Genomic DNA, 18998 nt, shown 5'->3' on the forward strand with positions numbered 1-18998 from the left:
ATCCACCCGATGTGCGCCGCGCCGTCCCCGCGGCAGCAACGGCTCAATCCGAGCCCACTCCGCATCGCTCAGCCAAGTGATCCCCTTCATTCCAAGCCTCCAGCTGTTTGGAAGCTTGAATCACAATATCAATAATCAGGGAATCCCCAATTGAGTACGGACCCTAGCCCTCCGAAACCGGACGCGGCCGGAGCGCGCGGACGAAATCCGCGAACACCATCAGCTTGTCGACCCGCGCGTCGCTGCCGCAGGGCAGGATCACCGCCTCGATGAACAGGAAGTCCTTGTGCGGGCCGACGTAAGGCGGGCGCAAGAAGCGGGGGGCCGCATGCTCGACCACCCAGGCCTGATGCGCCCAGATCACGCTGTCCGCGCGCTGGTAGGCGACGCTCGACATGCGCACGCCGGTGAGATCCTGCATCAGGTGCATCCGTATCTTCGAACCGATCAGGCGATAGACGAAGTCGAGCGGCTCGCGCAGCACGTCGAAGAGGATGATGTTCGGAATGAGCCGCGGGACCTCCAGCGGCGGGTCGAAATCGCTGCGTGACGGCAAGGCGCGGTCGCGCTTGCGGGCCAGCCAATAGGCATGCCCCGCGCGGACGATTTCCGACTGGATGTCTTCGACCTTGTCCACGGCATATCCTGCCGTCCCCCGATCGACTATGCCGGAGAACGGCGGCTTTGTCAGCCGACGCTCAGCGCGCGCTCAGCCGACCCTGGGCACGCGCAAGGTGAACCGGGCGCCGCCGCCCGGATTGTCATCGACCAGCAGCTGCCCATGGTGGGCCGCGGCGATGCGATGGGTGATGGCGAGGCCCAGGCCGGCGCCGCCGGATTGCCGGCGGTCGGCGCGCCAGAAACGCTGGAACAGCAGCATGCGCTGCTCCTCGGGGATGCCGGGGCCGCGGTCCGACACCGAGACGCCGCCGCTCGGATCGACCTCGATCTCGACCTCGGTGCCGGGCGGCGTGAATTTCAGCGCGTTCTCGACCAGGTTGCGCAAGGCCTGATAGAGCGCATCGCGGTTGCCGCGCACCGGCACCGGATGCTCGGCGTTGAGCACGGCCACGTTGCGCCCGGCCTTCACGGCGAGCGGGGCCATCAGGATGGCGACTTCGGCGGCGATCTCCGAGAGGTCGGCCTGCTCGTCCGGTCGGATGGTCAAGGCTTCCAGTTGCGCCACCACCAGCAGCTGGCCGACCAGCTTGGTCATCCGCTCGACGTCGGCGCGCAAGGCGGCGGTCCGCGCCGGGTCCTGCATGCTGTCGAGATGCGCGGCGAGAATCGCCAGCGGCGTCCTGAGCTCATGCGCGGCGTCGGCCAGGAAGTCGCGCTGCGCCTGGAAGCCGCGGTCCAGGCGCTCCAGCGCGCCGTTGACCGCCTCCACCGCACCCAGCAACTCCTTCGGCAGATCGTCGGTCGGCAGGCGCACGCCGGTCTGCGCCGGATTGATCGCGCGCGCATAGCGCATCAGCCGTTCCAGCGGCTTCATCGCCCCGCGCAAGGTGAAGATCAGCGCGAGGATCAACACCAGCAGCATCGGCAGGGTGACCGGGAGATATTCGCCCAGCCACTCGTAGAACAAAGCGTCGAGCGCGGTCGAGGTGCGCGAGATCCGCCGCGTCACCTGCATGACCAGGGTGTCGCCGTTGATCTCGAACAGCTCGGAGAGGCTGCATTGGCGGTTGCGCGGGCGGGCGCGCTGCGGCCGCTCCTTACCCGCCAGGCGGCAGCTTTCGGTGACCTCGTCGATGGCCGGAGTTTCGATCGCCTGCAACTCGTCGGCATGGCGGCCGCCGGACAGCTTCACCGAGCCGTCCAGCGAGCGCACCATGTAGCCGATGCTGGGCGAGAGCATAGTCTCGTCCACTGTCACCCGGCCACCGTTATCGACGGCGACGGCGAGCTTCAGGGCGTGCAGGTCATCGATCAGCACGTCGAACGGAATCTCTTCCGAATCGGTGTGGTAGATCAGGAAGACCACCATGCCCGCGACCACGAAGAAGGCCACGAACACGGCGCAGAGCCGAAGGATCAGACGTGCTTGCAGCGAGGCGCGGTTGGAGCCCATGGCGCCCAATGTAGCGCCCGGGCCCGAGGACGGCGACCGGTTCAAGAGGTTTTCGGCGCGCGGAGTCGTCCCCCGCGCGCCAATCCCGTCAGCAACCACCGGGTCCGATCACCCGCGGTCCATGGCCATGTAGCCGACGCCCCGCACGGTGTGGAGCTGGATGTCGGCGCCGACCGAAATCAGCTTCTTGCGGAGCCGGGAAACCAGCACCTCCAGCGCGTTGGAGCCGACGTCGTCGTTGAAGCCGTAGAGCCCGTCCTCAATCGCGTTGCGGCTGACCACCTTGCCCGGCCGGCGCAGCAGGATCTCGAGCAGGGTGACTTCACGCCGGGTGAGCGAGACCGGCTTGCCGGCGACGGTGAGGTTGGGGCCGGTGGTGTCGAGGGTGACGTTGCCGAGGGTGAGCTCGACACCGAGCGCGGCGCCGGGGCGGCGCAGCAGGGCCTTCACCCGTGCGATCAGCTCTTCCATGGCGAAGGGCTTCACCATGTAGTCGTCGGCGCCGCCGTTGAGGCCGCCGACCCGGTCGTTGAGCGCATCGCGCGCGGTCAGGATCAAGACCGGGGTCTGGTCGCCGCGGGTGCGCATGGACTTCACGAGGCCGAGGCCGTCGCCGTCGGGCAGGCCGAGATCCATGATGGTGGCGTCGAATTTCACGCCGGCCAGGGCTGCGTCGGCATCCTGCGCGCTGGCGCAGCGATCGACGGTGAAGCCGCTGTCGTGCAAAGCCTTTTCCAGGAATTCCGAGAGACGATCGTTGTCTTCAACCAGCAGGAGCCGCATGTTTTTCCTAACTCCGATATATAACTGCCCCGCCGGTGCGCCCCGCACCGTCTCGATGTCCCGGCCGTCTCCCTCTCAAGGGGTCCGCGACCGGCCGTTCGAACCCGTGAACTGGCTGTAAGCTAACCGTCGTGCCTGACAGAATCCTTACGCGCTTTTCACATAGCCGGCCGGACCGGGCCGCACCCCAGGCGGCGCGCCCGATGCCTTCTTAACCTTTTGATTATGCAGACTCTTCCAATCGATCCCCTGCTTCCGCAGATCCGCGAGGCCTTGGCCCGGCGGGTCAATCTGGTGCTGTCAGCCCCGCCCGGGGCGGGCAAAACCACCCGGGTGCCGCCCGCCTTGCTGTCAGCGGCCTGGGCGGAGCAAGGCAGCCGGATCATCCTGCTCCAGCCACGCCGGCTGGCGGCCCGGGCGGCGGCCCAGCGCATGGCGGAGCAGCTGGGGGAAGCGGTGGGCGAGACCGTCGGCTACCGGGTCCGGCTGGACCGGCGGGTCGGGCCGAAGACCCGGATCGAAAGCGTCACCACCGGCCTCTTCCTGCGGCAGCTGCAGGGCGATCCCGAGCTCAAAGGCGTCGCCGCGATCCTGTTCGACGAGTTTCATGAGCGCACGCTCGACGCCGATCTCGCCCTCGCGCTGGCGCTGGAATCGCAACAGAGCCTGCGGCCCGATCTCAGGCTGGTGGTGATGTCGGCGACGCTCGACACCGCCGCGATCGCCGCCCTGCTGCCGGATGCCGAGACTCTTGCCAGCGAAGGCCGGACCTTTCCGGTCGAGACCCGGCATCTCGGCGACGGATCGGGACGCATGGTCGAGCGGATCGAGGACCGCGTCGTCAAAGCGGTGCTGCAGGCCATGCGGGAGGAGACCGGCGACGCGCTGGTCTTCCTGCCCGGCCTCGCCGAGATTCGGCGCGTGCAAACCGGCTTGGCAGAGCGACTGGCGCCAGATGACTTCGCGATCCTGCCCTTGCACGGCGACCTGCCGCTGGCCGAGCAGGACCTCGCGCTGAAGCCCGATCCCAAGGGCCGGCGCAAGATCGTGCTCGCGACCTCGATTGCCGAGACTTCGCTCACCATCGACGGCATCCGGCTGGTGGTCGACAGCGGGCAGAAGCGGCTGCCGCAATTCGATCCCACGACGGGGATGACGCGTCTCGGCACGGCGCGGGTTTCGCTCGCCGCGGCCAACCAGCGGCGCGGCCGCGCCGGACGCACCGCGCCCGGGATCTGCTATCGGCTGTGGAGCGAGGCCGGCGAACGCGCCTTCGCGCCCTATGACCCGCCGGAGATTCTCTCCGCCGATCTGACGCCTTTCGCGCTCGAGCTCGGCACCTGGGGCACCACCGATCCCAGGCAACTGGCGCTGCTCGATCCGCCGCCGGAGGCGCCGCTCGCCCAGGCGCGCGATCTGCTGCGCCGGCTGGGCGCGCTGGACACGCAGCACCGCGCGACGGCACATGGCAAGGCGATGGGCGAGCTCGGTACCCATCCGCGGCTCGCGCATATGATGCTGAAGGCGAAGGACCAGGGGTTGGGCTCGCTGGCCTGCGATCTCGCGGCCTTGCTCTCGGAGCGCGACCTGGTGAAGGGCCGCGCCGAGGACGCCGATCTGCGGCATCGGCTCGACCTGCTGCATGGCGAGGGGAGCTCCGAGCGCGGCGCGCGCGACCGGGTGCGCCGCTCAGCCGAAGCCTGGCGCAAGCAGCTCGGCATTGCGCTCGATCGCAATCCCTCGCGCGCCGCCGTCGGTGCGGTGGTGGCGCTGGCCTATCCCGATCGCCTGGCGCAACGTCGCGGCGGGCCGGGGCAGTATCGTCTCTCCAACGGCAAGGGCGCGCGGCTCGCCGAGACGGACCCGCTGGCCCGCGAAGACTTCCTGGCGGTCGCGGCGCTCGACGGCGACCGGCGCGAGGCGCGGGTCTTCCTCGCCGCGCCGCTGACCCTGGCGGAGCTCGAAAGCGACTTCGCCGAGGCGATCGAGACGGTCGAGGCGATCGCCTGGAATGCCCGCAGCGAAAGCGTGGAGGCGAAATCCGAGCGGCGGCTCTGGTCGCTGGTGCTGGAGGAGCGCGCCTTGGCGACAGCGTCGGGCGAGGCGGTCGTCGCGGCGATGATCGCCGGCATCCGCGCGATGGGTCTCGCCGCCTTGCCCTGGACGCCGGAGATCGAGGCCTGGCGCCAGCGCATCGCCTTTCTGCGCGCGGCCGAAGGCGAGGCCGGCGCATGGCCCGACCTCGGCGACGCCGCGCTGCTGGCCGGTCTCGAAGACTGGCTGGCACCTTTTCTTTCCGGGATCACGCGCCGCAGCCATCTCAGCCGCGTCGACCTCAAGGCGGCGCTGGAAGCCCGGCTCGACTGGAAGCTGAAGAAGAAGCTGGACGAGGCGGCGCCGACCCATGTCGCCGTGCCCTCCGGCTCGCGGATCGCGATCGATTACAGCGATCCCGCCGCGCCGGTGCTGGCGGTGCGGCTGCAGGAGATGTTCGGCGCGGTCGATACGCCGCGGCTTGCCGGCGGCCGCGTGCCGCTGTTGCTGCATCTGCTGTCGCCGGCGCGGCGGCCGGTGCAGGTCACGCGCGATCTCGCCAGCTTCTGGAAGAACGGCTATGCCGCCGTGCGCGCCGATCTCCGCGGCCAGTATCCGAAGCACTTCTGGCCGGAGGATCCGCTGCAGGCGGAGCCCACGGCAAGGGCGAAACCGCGGCCGCGGTAGATTGGATAGAATCTTTTCGGGGCTCCCAGCCTCCCCCGAAGCCCCCGCGGACGAATGTCCGCATTCGCGGACGGGGGAGGGGCGCACCGCGCTTGCCTCTTCCTCCCCGCCGACGCATCTCGGCCTTCGCCGACGGGCTTCGGGGGAGGTGAGGTGGGGGTGCCATAGACTCGATGCGGCTTAGAGTCCCGCCTGGTCCTTCAGGTCGCCATACTCGCCGGGTGGATTCACGAAAGGCGCGAAATGGGCCTGGCCGGCGACCTCGCGGTCATGGCCGAGCGCCCAATGCACCGAGGGAAAGGCGAGCTCCTTCCAGGGAATCTCGTCGAAGGTGAACATCCCGACTTCCGCGCTCTCGGGCCCCGGCGCGATGCCGGGCGCGGCCAGATGCGCGCGGTAGATCAGCTGCACCTGGCTCAAGCGCGGGATGGAGTAGACGGCCAGCAAAGCCTCGATCGCGATCTTCGCATTCGCTTCCTCGAAGGCTTCGCGCATCGCGCCTTCCATCGTGGTCTCATGCTGCTCCATGAAACCGGCGGGCAGGGTCCAGAAGCCCTTGCGCGGGTTGATCGCGCGGCGGCAGAGCAGGATCTTGCCGCCATCATGCACCACCGAGCCGACGACGATCTTCGGATTCTCGTAGTTGATGAAGCCGCAATCGACGCAAACCAGGCGCTCGAGGCTGTCGCCCTCGGGAATGGAGCGCTTGAAATTGCCCTTCGCCTGAGAAGCGTCGTCGCTCATTGTCTCTTCAGGGCGGCGACGCCGGGCAGGTCCTTGCCCTCCAGCCATTCCAGGAAGGCACCGCCCGCGGTCGAGACATAGGAGAAGTCGTCGACCGCGCCGGCATGGGCGAGCGCCGCGACCGTGTCGCCGCCGCCCGCGACCGAGAGCAACGATTTCGACACGGTGAGCGCGGCGGCGGCCTTCGCAGCCGCGGTCGTGCCCTGGTCGAAGGGCGGCGTCTCGAAGGCGCCGACCGGGCCGTTCCAGACCAGGGTCTTGCAGGTCTTCAGGAGATCGCCGATCTCCGCCGCGGATTTCGGCCCGATGTCGAGGATCATCTGGTCCGCCGGAACCGCGTTGATATCGACGGTCTTGGTGGCGACGCCGGCCTTGAACTCGCCGGCTGTCACCGCGTCCACCGGCAGCACGATGCGGCAATTCTTCTGCTTCGCCTGCGCGACGATCTTGCGCGCGGTCTCCGCCATGTCGCGCTCGGCCAGCGACTTGCCGACTTCCTTGCCCTCGGCGAAGAGGAAGGTGTTGGCCATGCCGCCGCCGATCACCAGGAGGTCGACCTTGCCGACCAGATTGCCGAGCAGGTCGAGCTTGGTCGAAACCTTGGCGCCGCCGACGATCGCCATCACCGGGCGCTTCGGGTTGCCGAGCGCGGCGCCCAGGTGGTCGAGCTCCGCCTGCATCAGGCGCCCAGCGACCGCGGGCAGGAGATGCGCGATGCCTTCAGTCGAGGCATGGGCGCGGTGCGCACACGAGAATGCGTCGTTCACGTAAATATCCGCCAGCGCGGCCAGCGCCTTGGCGAAGCCGGCGTCATTCGCCTCCTCCGCATCGTGGAAGCGGAGATTCTCCAGCAACAGGACGTCGCCGTCCTTCAGCTTGCCGACCGCCGCCTGGGCCGGCGCGCCGATGCAGTCGTCGGCGAAGGCGACCGGACGGCCGAGCGCTTTCGCCAGCGGCGCGACCAGCGGCTGCAGCGAGAATTCCGGCGCGCGCTTGCCCTTGGGCCGGCCGAAATGCGCCATCACGATCACCTTGGCACCCTTGCCGACCAGTTCCTTCAACGTGGCCGCGGACCGGTCGATGCGCGTCGAATCGGTGACCTTGCCGTCCTTCATGGGGACATTGAGGTCGAGGCGCACGATCGCGCGCTTGCCACGAAAGTCGAGGTCGTCGAGGGTGCGGAATTCGCTCATGGTCGCTCGGTTCCTGGGTGGATATCCATCTGGCCGGAAGGGACAAGCATCGCCCTGGGCCAAGTGCCATAGACGGCGGTAGATTGCAACCGCGCCACTCTGAAAGCTAAGATTCGCCCGTCATGGGGAGTATTTGATGGCGTTTCGCTCCGCGTTGATCACCGGTGCCTCCAGCGGCATCGGCGAGGCTTTCGCCCGCGGCCTGCCGCGCACGACGGCCTTGCTGCTGGCCGGGCGCGACCGCGATCGCCTGAGCAAGCTGGCCCAGGAGCTGACCTCGCCGGGCCGCGTGGTCCGGATCGTCACCGCCGATCTTTCGGATGACCAGGAGCGCGGCGCCGCGATCGCGGCGGCGGAGAGCGCCGCGGTCGACCTCGTGGTCAACAATGCCGGCATCGGCCGGCTCGGCCGGGTGATCGAGAACACGCCGGAGCGGGAATCGGAGATCGTGAAGGTGAACGCGCTGACCCCGGTCGAGATCTGCCGCGCGCTCATCCCGGGAATGCTGCGCCGCGCCGAGGCGCGGCAGAACGAGCCGGGCGCCCGCGCCGGAATCATCAACGTCTCCAGCGCCGCGGCTTTCGGCCCGATGCCGTACTTCGCCACCTATGCCGCCAGCAAGGCCTTCCTGTTGCATTACACCGAGGCGCTGGCGGAAGAACTCTCCGACCGGCCGATCGACATCCTGGCACTCTGCCCCGGCGCCACCAAGACGCGCTTCTTCGAACGCGCCGGCATCGAGCATCTCGGCTTCACCATGCACGAGCCGGACCGCGTGGTGCGCGAGGGGCTGCAGGCGCTCGGCCACCGCACAGTGCATATCGTCGGCCCCGGCAACTATCTCGCCACCGCCGCGATGCGGTTTCTGCCCCGGCGCATGGTCACCGCCGCGGTCGAAAGCGTGACAAGGAAGTGGAGCTGAGCGGCGGCGCTCAATCCAACGGATAGAACGCGATCTGCTCGGGGTTGAGGCCGGTCGGTTGCTCCGGTGGCTTGCCGTCGAATTCCAGCGGGCGGTAGACGCTGGCGCCGATGATGCCGTCACCGAGCGCGCCGTCTTCCGCCAGCGGCATCATGATCCGCTCGCCGGAGAAGTTGCGGTTGACCCGGCTGTAGATGAGACCGGTGCCGCGCAGGAAGGCCGGCTCGGTGACGATGCGCCGGTGCCAGGGGAAGAAGACCTGGTAGACCTCGGGCGTGAAGAACTCGGTCATATTGAGGCCGCGCGGCGACTTGCCGAAGGCGCGCACGATCTCCTCGCCGGCAAGCCGGCCGGTGAATGTGTCGGTGGCGCGGTCGTATTTCCATGACCAGACGTAGCGCAGGTTGCGGCCGATCGCGACCGGGTCGATGTCGCCCCAGGCCGGCATGCGGCGCGTGCCGCGCGCGTGGTCCCAGTGGCCGGCGATGGCCCGCAGCTCCGGCGCCGTGATGCTTTCGAAGAAGGCCTGGAAGCTCATGGCGCCCCGTCCGGGTCAAGGGGATAGAAGGCGACCTGCTCCGGCGTGAAGTCCGGACCGAGCGGAAGATTCTCGTTCGCGGGCGGCAGCGCGGTGTAGAAGGTGCCGCCGATGATGCCGTCGCCGGTCACGCCGTCTTCCGACAGCGGCAGGCTGATCCGCTCGCCGGCCATCGTGTAGCCCATCTGCGCAAACACCATGCCGGTGCCGTGAAAGAAGCAGGGCTCGGTCACCACGCGGCGGTGCCGCGGGAACACCAGGGCATAGACATCCGGCGTGTAGAACTCGGCCATCTGCATGCCGCGCAAGGACTTGCCGAAGGCACGGTCGATCTCCTCGCCGGCGAGGCGCCCGAGGAAACTGTCCGCTGCACGATCGTATTTCCAGGCCCAGACATAGCGCAGATGCCGGCCGATTCCGACCGGATCGATGTCGCGGAAGGCCGGCATGCGTCGGCCGCCACGCGCCGCCGCCCATTGCCGGGCGAGAGCGCGCAACGGCTCGGACTGGATGGACTGGAAGAAGGCCTCGAAGCTCATTGCCGGAGGTATGGCATGGCGGACCGGAAAATGCACCCCGGGGCCGGGCGGAAGGACGGGGCCAAATCGGTGAGTGACTTCTGTTTCAGAAGTCACTAGGATGGACCGATGCGCTGGGACGAGATCGACGATTCGCTTTGCGGACTGGCCCGCACGCTCGGCGTGATCGGCGACCGCTGGACCATGCTGGTGCTGCGCGAATGCTTCCTCGGCACGCGGCGCTACGACGAGTTCCAGCTGAACCTGGGCGCGGCGCCGCATATCGTCGCCGCGCGCCTCAGGAAGCTGGTCGAGCACAAGGTGCTGGAGAAGCGGCGCTACCAGGACCATCCGCCGCGCTATGAATACCGGCTGACCGAGCGCGGCCTCGAGCTCTATCCGGCCTTCATCGCGCTGATCGGCTGGGGCGAGAAATGGCTGAAGTCGCCCCAGGGCCCGGCCACGATCCGCACCCACAAGAGCTGCAACCACCGCCTCCACGTCGTCACCACCTGCGCCGCCTGCGGCGAGGCGATCACCGCGCGCGACGTCAAGGCGGCGATGACCCCGCGCTTTGCCGCCGAACGCGCCAAGCGCCTGGCCGCGGCAAAGAAAGCGAGCGCATGATGTCCCGCTTCAGCACGCCCTCTTTCATCACGCCGGGTCGCGTCGTCGCGGCCGGCGCCATCGTCTCGCTGATCGGCTATGGCGTGCGCGCCGATTTCGGCCTGTTCCAGGACCCGATGCTGGAGACCCGCGGCTGGAGCCGCGAGACTTTTGCGCTGGCGCTCGCCATCCAGAACCTGATGTGGGGCTTGGGCCAGCCTTTCGCCGGCGCCATCGCCGACCGCTACGGCGCCGGCCGGGTGCTGGTGGGCGGCGCCTTGCTCTATGCCGCGGGCATCGCGCTGGGCGCCGTGGTTGGAGGTTCCTTCGCCCTGCATCTGACGCTCGGCGTCATGACCGGGCTCGGGCTTTCGGGCGCGTCGATGTTCATCGTGCTCGGCGCCTTCGGCCGGCTGCTGCCGCCCGAAAGACGGGCCTGGGCCTCGGGTGTCGCCACCGCGGCGGGGTCGCTCGGCCAGTTCCTGTTCGCGCCGGTCGGCCAGGGCTTCATCGCCGCCTGGGGCTGGCCGGTGGCCCTGATGCTGCTCGCAGCGGCCGCCTTGCCGATCATTCCGGTCGCCTTCGCCTTGCGCAGCCGCAGCGAGCCCGCTGCGATGCCGCAAGCGGAGCAGAGCCTCGGCGCTGCCCTGCGCGAAGCCTCGATGCACCGGAGCTACTGGCTGCTCATTGCCGGCTTCTTCGTCTGCGGCTTTCACCTCGCCTTCATCCAGGTGCATATGCCGGCCTATATCGCCGGCTTCGGCTTGAGCCCCGCCGTCGGCGCCTGGGCGATCGGCTTCGTCGGGCTGTTCAACACGATCGGCGCCTATGCGGCCGGCGTGCTCGCCGGGCGCCGCAGCAAGAAGAACCTGCTCGCGGCGATCTATCTCGGCCGCGCGGCGGTCATTGCGCTCTTCGTGCTCACCCCCGTCTCGGTGCCAAGCGTGCTCGCCTTCTCCGCCGCCATGGGATTGCTCTGGCTTTCGACCGTGCCGCCGACCTCGGGCCTGGTCGCGCTGATGTTCGGGCCGCGCTACATGTCGATGCTGTTCGGCGTGGTCTTCTTCAGCCACCAGATCGGCGCCTTCATCGGCGTCTGGCTGGGCGGCTGGGCCTATGACGCCTATGGCTCCTATGCCCTGGTCTGGTGGATCAGCGTCGGGCTCGGCGTCGCCTCCGCCGCCTTGCATTGGCCGATCGCCGAACGGCCGGCGCGGACGGCGCTGCAAGTTGTCTGATGGGGCCGATCACCGCTTTGCCCTGAAGCTGCTGGCCTGGATCGCCGGGATCTGGCTCGCCGGGATGGCGCTGCTCATCGAAGCCGCCGCGCTGCCACCCGAAGCCAGCGGCAGCGTGATCGTGCTCTATCCGATCGGCACCAACAGCGCGGCGGCGGTGGCGGCGAGCGCTGCTGCAGGTGCGAAGCTGGTCTCGGCATCCTGGTTCGACAATGTGCTGGTGGTGGCGGACGATGCACCGGGTCTCGCCGGGCGCTTGGAAGAGCAAGGCGCGCTTGCGGTGTTCGAGAACATGTCCTTCGCCAGCTTCAGCTTCGCCGGCTGTATCGGCGCGACGGCGCGCGGAAATTAACCATTAATTTGCCTTCAGTTGGCGAGGATGGGAGACTTGGCCTTCCGCCATCGCTCCCGGGGGAGAGTTGGACGGCGGAACACGGAGACTGCATGGATTCCGCCGCGCCGTCCTATCCCTGGCTGAAGCATTATCCGTCCGAGGTCGACTGGGCGGCGCCGTTGCATGCCAAGCCGGTCTTCGCGCTGCTGGAGGAATCCGCGGCGCTGTTTCCCGAGAACGACTGCATCGAGTTCCAGGACAAGCGCCTGAGCTATGCCGAGGTCAAGGCCCTCTCCGACCGCGCGGCCAAGGGGCTGATCGCGGCGGGCTTCAAGCCCGGCATGAAGCTCGGCCTGTTCCTGCCGAACTGCCCCTGGTTCGTCGTCTTCTACTATGCGGGCCTCAAGGCCGGCGGCGTGATCGTCAATTTCAACCCGCTCTACGTCGAGCCGGAGATCGCGCGCCAGATCGAGGATTCCGAAACCGACTTCATGGTGACGCTCGATCTTGGCATTCTGCTGCCGAAGATCACGCACCAGATCGGGACCACGCGGCTGAAACACGTCGTCGTCTGCCCGATGGCCGAGCAGCTGCCCTTCCCGCAGAACTACCTGTTCCCGATCGTGATGCGGAAGTCGATCGCGCATATGCCCGAGGACAGGGGCTGCATCGCAATGAAGGACCTGATCGACAACGACGGCAAGATCGAGCTGCCGCTGATCGATCCCAAGACCACGCTCGCGGTGCTGCAATATACCGGCGGCACCACCGGCGTGCCCAAGGGCGCCGCGCTCAGCCACGCCAACATCTATATCAACGCCCGGCAGATCCAGCTCTGGTTCCATGCGCTGGACAAGCCGGAGACCAGGATCGTCGGCGTGCTGCCGCTGTTCCATGCCTTCGCCATGACCTGCGTGATGAACCTGGCCTTGGCCTTCGGCGCCTGCATGCTGCTGGAGCCGCGCTTCGAGGCGCTGAAGCTGCTGCGCCTCATTGCCCGCAAGCGCCCGAATGCGATGGCCGGCGTGCCGACGCTCTACAACGCGCTGCTGAACACGCCGGGCGCGGAGAATTTCGATCTCTCCTCGCTGGAGATCTGCATTTCCGGCGGCGCGCCCCTGCCGCGCGAGGTCGCCAAGGCCTTCAAGACCAAGACCGGCGCCGCCCTGCTCGAAGGCTATGGCTTGAGCGAGACCTCGCCGGTCACCTGCATCAACCCGCCGGCGCTGGGCTCCAAGCCGGGCTCGATCGGCCTGCCGGTCCCGGGCACGATCTGCGAGATCGTCTCGCTCGAGGACCGCAAGACCCTGCTGCCGACCGGAGAGACCGGGGAGATCTGCTTCCGCGGCCCGCAGGTGATGCTTGGCTATTGGAACAAGCCCGAGGCCACCGCCGAAGTGATCATCGACGGCCGGCTCCACACCGGCGATGTCGGGCATATCGACGAAGAGGGCTATGTCTTCATCACCGACCGCTTGAAGGAGATGATCAACTGCTCCGGCTTCAAGGTCTATCCGCGTCTCGTGGAGGAGGCGATCTACCAGCATCCCGCGGTCCGGGAATGCGCCGTGATCGGCGTGCCCGATGCCTATCGCGGCCAGACCGTGAAGGCGATCGTGGCGCTCAAGGCCGACGCAAGCCTGGGCGAGGAACAGCTCGCGCATTTCCTGGAAGACAAGCTCTCGAAGATCGAGAGGCCGACCCAATATGAATTCCGCGCCGATCTGCCGAAGACCGCCGTCGGCAAGATCCAGAAGAAGATTCTGATCGATGAAGCCGCGGCCGCCTATGCCGCCGCGAAGGAGAAAGCATGAAAGAGGCCGTCATCGCCGGCTATGTCCGGTCGCCCTTCCACTTCGCCAACAAGGGCGATCTCAGCAGGGTCCGACCGGACGACCTGACCGCCGCCGTGGTCAAGGCGCTGATCGCCAAGACCGGCATCGACGCGAAGGAGGTCGAGGACCTGCTGCTCGGCTGCGCCTTTCCCGAGGGCGAGCAGGGTTTGAACGTCGCGCGGCTGATCGCGCTCATCGCTGACTTGCCGCAATCGGTGGCGGGCGCCACGATCAACCGCTTCTGCGGTTCCTCGATGCAGGCGATCCACTCGGCGGCCGGCGCGATTGCACTCGGCGCCGGTGAAGCCTTCATCTGCGCCGGAGTCGAAAGCATGAGCCGGGTGCCGATGATGGGCTTCAACCCGATGCCCAACCCGGCGCTGAGCGACCGCCTGCCCGCCGCCTATATCTCGATGGGCACCACGGCGGAGAATGTCGCGAAGAAATACGGCATCAGCCGCCAGGAGCAGGACGCCTTCGCGGTCGAAAGCCAGGCCAAGGCCACGGCGGCGCGCCAGGCCGGCAAGCTCACCGAGGAGATCACCCCGATCCAGAACGGCAAGGACCAGGTGGTGAGCGACGGCTGTATCCGCGAGGGCACCACGCTCGAAGCCCTGGCCGGGCTGAAGCCGGCTTTCGACGAGAAGGGCGTGGTCACCGCCGGCACTTCCTCGCCGCTGACCGATGGCGCCGCCGCCTGTCTCGTGACCTCGGCGGACTATGCCAAGGCGCATGGCTTGAAGGTGCTGGCCAAGGTGAAGAGCATTGCCGTCGCCGGCTGCGCGCCGGAGATCATGGGCATCGGCCCGGTCGCCGCCACGCAGAAGGCGCTGAAGCGCGCCGGGCTCACCATCAACGACGTAGACGTGATCGAACTCAATGAGGCCTTCGCCGCCCAGGCCTTGGCCTGCATGCGCGACCTCAGGATCGATCCGGCGAAGGTCAATCTCGACGGCGGCGCCATCGCGCTCGGTCACCCCTTGGGGGCCACCGGCGCGCGCATCACCGGCAAGGCCGCGGCCTTGCTGAAGCGCGAAGGCAAGCAGTTCGCGCTCTCGACCCAATGCATCGGCGGCGGCCAGGGCATCGCGACGATCCTGGAGGCGGTGTGATGGCCACTCCCTTTTCGTCGTGCCCGGGCTTGACCCGGGCATCTCACGCCGCATGGGCACCAGACCCGCGGGTCGAGCCCGCGGGTGACAGCGTATGGAAGGAGGCGGTGTGATGACCATCGAGAAGGCCGCCGTCATCGGCGCCGGGCTGATGGGCAGTGGCATCGCCGCGCAGATCGCCAATGCCGGGGTCCCGGTGCTGCTGCTGGACATCGTGCCCAAGGATGCAACGGATCGCAGCGCCATCGCCAAGGGTGCGATCGACAAGCTGTTGAAGGCCGACCCGGCGCCGCTGATGTCGAAGGCGGCGGCGAAGCTGATCACGCCCGGCAATATCGAGGATGATCTCGCGCAGCTGAAGGACGTCGACTGGATCGTCGAGGCGGTGATCGAGAAGCTCGACGTCAAACAGAGCCTCTATCGCAAGATCGAGCCCTTCCGGAAGAAAGGCTCGGTGGTCTCCTCCAACACCTCGACCATCCCGCTGCAGACCCTGGTCAAGGACGAGCCCGAGAGCCTGCAGCGCGACTTCGTCATCACCCATTTCTTCAACCCGCCGCGCTACATGCGCCTGCTGGAGGTGCTGGGCGGCGCCAAGACCCGGCTGGATGCCGTGGCGGCGGTCAGCGATTTCGGCGACCGGCGCCTCGGCAAGGCGATCATCGCCGCCAAGGACACGCCGGGCTTTGTCGCCAACCGGATCGGTGTCTTCTGGATGCAGGCCGCGGTCAACGCGGCGCTCGACCTCGGCCTCACGGTCGAGGAGGCGGATGCGATCATGGGCCGGCCGATCGGCGCGCCGAAGACCGGCATCTTCGGCCTGCTGGATCTGGTCGGCCTCGACCTGCAGCCGCATGTCGACAAGTCGATGCGCGAAGCGCTGAAGCCGGACGACCCCTACCAGACCGTCCGCCGCGACTTCCCGCTGATGCAGAAGATGATCGACGACGGCTATACGGGGCGCAAAGGCAAAGGCGGTTTCTATCGCCTGCAAAGGAACGGCGCGGAGAAGATCAAGGAATCGATCGATCTCAAGACCGGCGAATACCATGTCTCCGACAAAGCGCGGCTTGAATCCGCCGACGCGGCCAAGGGCGGCTTGAAGGTCCTGGTCACCCATAAGGACAAGGGCGGGCAATATGCCTGGGCGGTGCTGTCGAAGCTGCTGAGCTACGCCGCCTCTCTGGTGCCGGAGATTTCCGACGACGTCGCCAATGTCGATCTCGCCATGCGCACCGGCTTCAACTGGAAGCGCGGTCCATTCGAGATGATCGATCAGCTCGGCGCCGCCTGGTTCGCCGAGAAGCTCGCCGCCGAGAAGATGCCGGTGCCGCCGCTGCTGAAGCTCGCGGCGGAGAAAGGCGGTTTCTACCGGGTCGAGGGCGGCCGGCTGCAGTTCCTCGGCACCGACGGCGGCTATCATGATCTCAAGCGCGCCGCGGGCGTGTTGCTGCTCGCCGACATCAAGCGCGCGTCGAAGCCGATCCTGAGGAACGGCTCGGCCAGCTTGTGGGATATCGGCGACGGCGTCGCCTGCCTCGAGTTCCACAGCAAGATGAACTCGATCGACCCCGACACGCTGGACATGGTGAAGAAGTCGGTCGCCCATGTCGGCAAGAGCATGAAGGCGCTGGTCGTGCACAACGAGGCCGACAATTTCTCGGTCGGCGCCAATATCGGCTTGGCCCTCTTCGCCGCCAACATCGCCATGTGGCCGATGATCGAGGACCTGATCGGCCAGGGCCAGGCCGCCTATAAGGCTGTGAAGTTCGCACCCTTCCCGGTGATCGGCGCGCCCTCCGGCATGGCCTTGGGCGGCGGCTGCGAAATTCTGCTGCACTGCGCCGCCGTCCAGGCGCATGCCGAGACCTATATGGGCCTGGTCGAGGTCGGCGTCGGTTTGATCCCCGGCTGGGGCGGCTGCAAGGAGCTGCTGCTGCGCAACCAGCCCGGCCCGAAGGATCCCAAGGGACCGATGCCGCCGGTCGTCGCGGCCTTCGAGACCATCTCGCTCGCCAAGGTCGCGAAGTCGGCGGCGGAGGCGAAGGAGCTCAAACTGCTGCGGCCGAGCGACGGCATCACCATGAACCGCGACCGGCTGCTGTTCGATGCGAAGCAGCGCGCCCTGGCCATGCTCGCTGCAGGATACAAGGCGCCGGAACCGCAGGAGCTGCGCCTGCCGGGACCGACGGCGAAGACCGCGCTGCAACTCGCCGTCGACGGCTTCCGGCTGCAAGGCAAGGCCCTGCCCCATGACGTCACGGTCTCGAACGCGCTGGCGGATGTGCTTTCCGGCGGCGCCACGGATTTCACCGCTGTGGTGACGGAAGACCAGATCCAGAAGCTGGAGAAGAAGGCGTTCATGAGCCTGCTCCGCACCGGCCCGACGCTCGCCCGCATGGAGCACATGCTGACCACCAACAAGCCGCTGAGGAATTGAGCGTGGCGCCCTTGCTGGTGACTCGCACCCCCACCCTAACCCTCCCCCGATTCGGGGGAGGGAACTGCACCGAGCTCCTCCTTCCCCCTCCCCCGAATCGGGGGAGGGCCGGGGTGGGGGTACGACGCATCGTTCGGAGTTAGATCATGCCCGCCTACAAAGCCCCGCTCCGCGAGATCAAGTTCGTGCTCTACGAGCTGCTGAAGGCCGACTCGCTTTCCAACACCGTACCGGCCTATGCCGAGGCGACGCCGGAGACGATCGACGCCATCCTCGAAGCGGCCGGGCAGTTCTGCGAGGAGGAGCTGCAGCCGCTCAATCATTCCGGCGACGAGGAAGGCTGCCATTTCGACAACGGCGTGGTGACCACGCCGAAGGGCTTCAAGGAAGCCTATGCCAAGTTCGTCGAGGCCGGCTGGCCCGGCCTGCCCTGCGATCCGGATTACGGCGGCCAAGGGCTGCCGAAGCTGATCAACTTCGCGGTCGAGGAGATGATCTGCTCGGCCAATCTCTCCTTCGGCATGTATCCCGGGCTTTCCAACGGCAACTACAACGCCATCCATGCCCATGGCTCGGATGAACAGAAGGCGCTCTATCTGCCGAAGCTGGTCTCCGGCGAATGGTCGGGGACGATGTGCCTGACCGAGCCGCATTGCGGCACCGATCTGGGTCTGTGCAAGACCCGCGCCGAGGCCAATCCGGACGGCTCCTACAATCTCTTCGGCACCAAGATCTTCATCTCGGCCGGCGAGCATGACCTGACCTCGAACATCATCCACCTGGTCCTGGCGCGAGTGCCGGACGCGCCGGCGGGAATCCGCGGCATCTCGCTCTTCGTCTGCCCGAAATTCCTGGCGACGGCCGATGGCGGCGTGGGGCCGCGCAACAAGGTCGCCTGCGGCTCGATCGAGAAGAAGATGGGGATCAAGGCCTCCTCGACCTGCGTCATCAATTTCGACGGTGCGCAAGCCTGGCTGGTCGGCAAGCCGAACAAGGGCATGTCGGCGATGTTCACCATGATGAACACCGCGCGGCTCGCCGTCGGCATGCAGGGGCTGGGCATCGCCGAGGCCGCCTACCAGGGCGCCGTCACCTATGCGCGCGACCGGCTGCAGATGCGGGCCCTTTCCGGCGCCAAGTTCCCGGAGAAGCCGGCCGATCCGATCATCGTCCATCCCGACGTGCGCCGCATGCTGCTGAAGATGCGCGCCCTCACCGAGGCCTCCCGCGCCCTCTCCTACTGGATGGGCATGGAGCTCGACATCGCGTCGCATCACCCGGATCCGGAGCGCCGCGCGGCAGCCGACGATCTGGTGGCGCTGCTGACGCCGATCGTGAAGGCGTTCCTGACCGATCACGGTTTCGACGCCGCCAATCTCGGCGTGCAGGTGTTCGGTGGCCACGGCTATATCCGCGAATGGGGCATGGAACAGCTGGTCCGCGACGCCCGGATCACGCAGATCTATGAAGGCACCAACGGCATCCAGGCACTGGACCTGGTGGGGCGCAAGCTCGGCACCGGGGTGGGGCGGATGGCGCGCCGCTTCTTCCACCCGGTCTCGGAATACATCGAGGCCACGAGCGAGAAGGCGGAGCTGCAGGAATTCGTCCTGCCGACCGCAAAGGCCTTTGCGAAGCTGCAGCAGGCGACCGCCTGGCTGGCGCAAGCCGGCATGGCCGATCCCGAGGAAGCGGGCGCCGCCGCGACCGATTACCTGCGGCTCTTTGCGCTGACGGCATTGGCTTACATGTGGTGCCGCATGGCCGAGATCGCGCTGGAGAAGAAAGGCGGCGACGAAGCCGCCTTCTACGAAGCGAAGCTCGCCGCCGCGCGTTTCTTCATGGCGCGGCTGCTGCCGGAGACCAACAGCTTGTTCACCATGCTGACCGCCGGCAAGTCGACCCTGATGGCGCTTCCGGCGGAGGCGTTTTGAGGGGTC

General features: G+C 67.4%; 16 protein-coding genes. 9 read left to right on the forward strand and 7 right to left on the reverse strand.

Going from position 1 to position 18998, the window contains the following annotated elements; translation table 11 throughout:
* Window positions 1-163 precede the first annotated feature (163 nt).
* The 3 genes from ACYQ4T_RS14120 to ACYQ4T_RS14130 all read right to left on the reverse strand — a co-directional run bounded on the left by ACYQ4T_RS14120 (window position 164) and on the right by ACYQ4T_RS14130 (window position 2857).
* Window positions 164-637, reverse strand: coding sequence for a PAS domain-containing protein (locus ACYQ4T_RS14120; RefSeq protein WP_459855211.1), 474 nt, complete (start codon window positions 635-637; stop codon window positions 164-166).
* Window positions 638-709: 72 nt separating this feature from the next.
* Complete coding sequence (locus ACYQ4T_RS14125) at window positions 710-2119, reverse strand: sensor histidine kinase (protein WP_459855213.1); 1410 nt, start codon at window positions 2117-2119, stop codon at window positions 710-712.
* 63 nt (window positions 2120-2182) lie between these two features.
* Entirely contained in the window at window positions 2183-2857 is a 675-nt protein-coding gene (locus ACYQ4T_RS14130; RefSeq protein ID WP_395022121.1) for a response regulator, read from the reverse strand.
* Between the two features lie 225 nt (window positions 2858-3082).
* On the opposite strand from ACYQ4T_RS14130, the gene hrpB reads away from it, so the two are divergent.
* Window positions 3083-5578, forward strand: coding sequence for an ATP-dependent helicase HrpB (gene hrpB, locus ACYQ4T_RS14135; protein ID WP_459855217.1), 2496 nt, complete (start codon window positions 3083-3085; stop codon window positions 5576-5578).
* Window positions 5579-5758: 180 nt separating this feature from the next.
* Here the strand turns inward: hrpB and ACYQ4T_RS14140 are convergent, their stop codons facing one another.
* Complete coding sequence (locus tag ACYQ4T_RS14140; protein ID WP_459855220.1) at window positions 5759-6322, reverse strand: NUDIX hydrolase; 564 nt, start codon at window positions 6320-6322, stop codon at window positions 5759-5761.
* Entirely contained in the window at window positions 6319-7515 is a 1197-nt protein-coding gene (locus ACYQ4T_RS14145; protein WP_459855223.1) for a phosphoglycerate kinase, read from the reverse strand. Before ACYQ4T_RS14145 ends, ACYQ4T_RS14140 begins: the two co-directional genes overlap by 4 nt.
* Window positions 7516-7651: 136 nt before the next feature.
* On the opposite strand from ACYQ4T_RS14145, the gene ACYQ4T_RS14150 reads away from it, so the two are divergent.
* Window positions 7652-8437 carry an SDR family NAD(P)-dependent oxidoreductase gene (locus ACYQ4T_RS14150; RefSeq protein ID WP_459855225.1) on the forward strand — a complete coding sequence of 262 codons (786 nt, stop codon included), beginning with the start codon at window positions 7652-7654 and terminating at the stop codon, window positions 8435-8437.
* 10 nt (window positions 8438-8447) lie between these two features.
* Here ACYQ4T_RS14150 and ACYQ4T_RS14155 read toward each other — a convergent pair whose 3' ends face one another.
* Window positions 8448-8975: a PAS domain-containing protein gene (locus ACYQ4T_RS14155; RefSeq protein WP_459855227.1), complete on the reverse strand. Its 528-nt coding sequence runs from the start codon at window positions 8973-8975 to the stop codon at window positions 8448-8450.
* The gene (locus ACYQ4T_RS14160) at window positions 8972-9514 is read right to left on the reverse strand and encodes a PAS domain-containing protein (protein ID WP_459855229.1); all 543 of its coding nucleotides are present in this window, start codon (window positions 9512-9514) and stop codon (window positions 8972-8974) included. The genes ACYQ4T_RS14155 and ACYQ4T_RS14160 overlap by 4 nt, the downstream gene beginning before the upstream one ends.
* Window positions 9515-9622: 108 nt before the next feature.
* Here ACYQ4T_RS14160 and ACYQ4T_RS14165 point away from each other — a divergent pair, with 108 nt between their 5' ends.
* The 7 genes from ACYQ4T_RS14165 (at window position 9623) to ACYQ4T_RS14195 (ending at window position 18992) form a co-directional block, all read left to right on the forward strand.
* A complete protein-coding gene (locus ACYQ4T_RS14165) occupies window positions 9623-10120 on the forward strand; it encodes a winged helix-turn-helix transcriptional regulator (protein WP_459855232.1) in 498 nt (165 codons plus the stop codon).
* Window positions 10117-11337: an MFS transporter gene (locus ACYQ4T_RS14170; RefSeq protein ID WP_459855235.1), complete on the forward strand. Its 1221-nt coding sequence runs from the start codon at window positions 10117-10119 to the stop codon at window positions 11335-11337. The genes ACYQ4T_RS14165 and ACYQ4T_RS14170 overlap by 4 nt, the downstream gene beginning before the upstream one ends.
* A complete protein-coding gene (locus ACYQ4T_RS14175; protein ID WP_459855238.1) occupies window positions 11330-11689 on the forward strand; it encodes a hypothetical protein in 360 nt (119 codons plus the stop codon). The genes ACYQ4T_RS14170 and ACYQ4T_RS14175 overlap by 8 nt, the downstream gene beginning before the upstream one ends.
* Before the next feature lie 92 nt (window positions 11690-11781).
* Window positions 11782-13485, forward strand: coding sequence for a long-chain-fatty-acid--CoA ligase (locus tag ACYQ4T_RS14180; RefSeq protein ID WP_459855240.1), 1704 nt, complete (start codon window positions 11782-11784; stop codon window positions 13483-13485).
* The gene (locus ACYQ4T_RS14185; protein WP_459855243.1) at window positions 13482-14618 is read left to right on the forward strand and encodes a thiolase family protein; all 1137 of its coding nucleotides are present in this window, start codon (window positions 13482-13484) and stop codon (window positions 14616-14618) included. The genes ACYQ4T_RS14180 and ACYQ4T_RS14185 overlap by 4 nt, the downstream gene beginning before the upstream one ends.
* Before the next feature lie 112 nt (window positions 14619-14730).
* A complete protein-coding gene (locus ACYQ4T_RS14190) occupies window positions 14731-17058 on the forward strand; it encodes a 3-hydroxyacyl-CoA dehydrogenase NAD-binding domain-containing protein (RefSeq protein WP_459855246.1) in 2328 nt (775 codons plus the stop codon).
* Window positions 17059-17204: 146 nt separating this feature from the next.
* Window positions 17205-18992 (forward strand): acyl-CoA dehydrogenase C-terminal domain-containing protein, encoded by a 1788-nt coding sequence (locus ACYQ4T_RS14195; RefSeq protein ID WP_459855248.1) that lies wholly within the window; start codon window positions 17205-17207, stop codon window positions 18990-18992.
* Window positions 18993-18998: the final 6 nt, after the last annotated feature.

Source organism: Dongia sp. agr-C8 (assembly GCF_054658695.1).

Excerpts from the sequence above, each read along its gene's own strand:
- ACYQ4T_RS14180 (WP_459855240.1), top strand. The coding sequence starts at position 11,782 with ATGGATTCCGCCGCGCCGTCCTATCCCTGGCTGAAGCATTATCCGTCC.
- ACYQ4T_RS14185 (WP_459855243.1), top strand. The coding sequence starts at position 13,482 with ATGAAAGAGGCCGTCATCGCCGGCTATGTCCGGTCGCCCTTCCACTTC.
- ACYQ4T_RS14155 (WP_459855227.1), bottom strand. The coding sequence starts at position 8,975 with ATGAGCTTCCAGGCCTTCTTCGAAAGCATCACGGCGCCGGAGCTGCGG.
- ACYQ4T_RS14170 (WP_459855235.1), top strand. The coding sequence starts at position 10,117 with ATGATGTCCCGCTTCAGCACGCCCTCTTTCATCACGCCGGGTCGCGTC.
- ACYQ4T_RS14150 (WP_459855225.1), top strand. The coding sequence starts at position 7,652 with ATGGCGTTTCGCTCCGCGTTGATCACCGGTGCCTCCAGCGGCATCGGC.
- ACYQ4T_RS14165 (WP_459855232.1), top strand. The coding sequence starts at position 9,623 with ATGCGCTGGGACGAGATCGACGATTCGCTTTGCGGACTGGCCCGCACG.
- ACYQ4T_RS14130 (WP_395022121.1), bottom strand. The coding sequence starts at position 2,857 with ATGCGGCTCCTGCTGGTTGAAGACAACGATCGTCTCTCGGAATTCCTG.
- ACYQ4T_RS14160 (WP_459855229.1), bottom strand. The coding sequence starts at position 9,514 with ATGAGCTTCGAGGCCTTCTTCCAGTCCATCCAGTCCGAGCCGTTGCGC.
- hrpB (WP_459855217.1), top strand. The coding sequence starts at position 3,083 with ATGCAGACTCTTCCAATCGATCCCCTGCTTCCGCAGATCCGCGAGGCC.
- ACYQ4T_RS14145 (WP_459855223.1), bottom strand. The coding sequence starts at position 7,515 with ATGAGCGAATTCCGCACCCTCGACGACCTCGACTTTCGTGGCAAGCGC.
- ACYQ4T_RS14140 (WP_459855220.1), bottom strand. The coding sequence starts at position 6,322 with ATGAGCGACGACGCTTCTCAGGCGAAGGGCAATTTCAAGCGCTCCATT.
- ACYQ4T_RS14190 (WP_459855246.1), top strand. The coding sequence starts at position 14,731 with ATGACCATCGAGAAGGCCGCCGTCATCGGCGCCGGGCTGATGGGCAGT.
- ACYQ4T_RS14195 (WP_459855248.1), top strand. The coding sequence starts at position 17,205 with ATGCCCGCCTACAAAGCCCCGCTCCGCGAGATCAAGTTCGTGCTCTAC.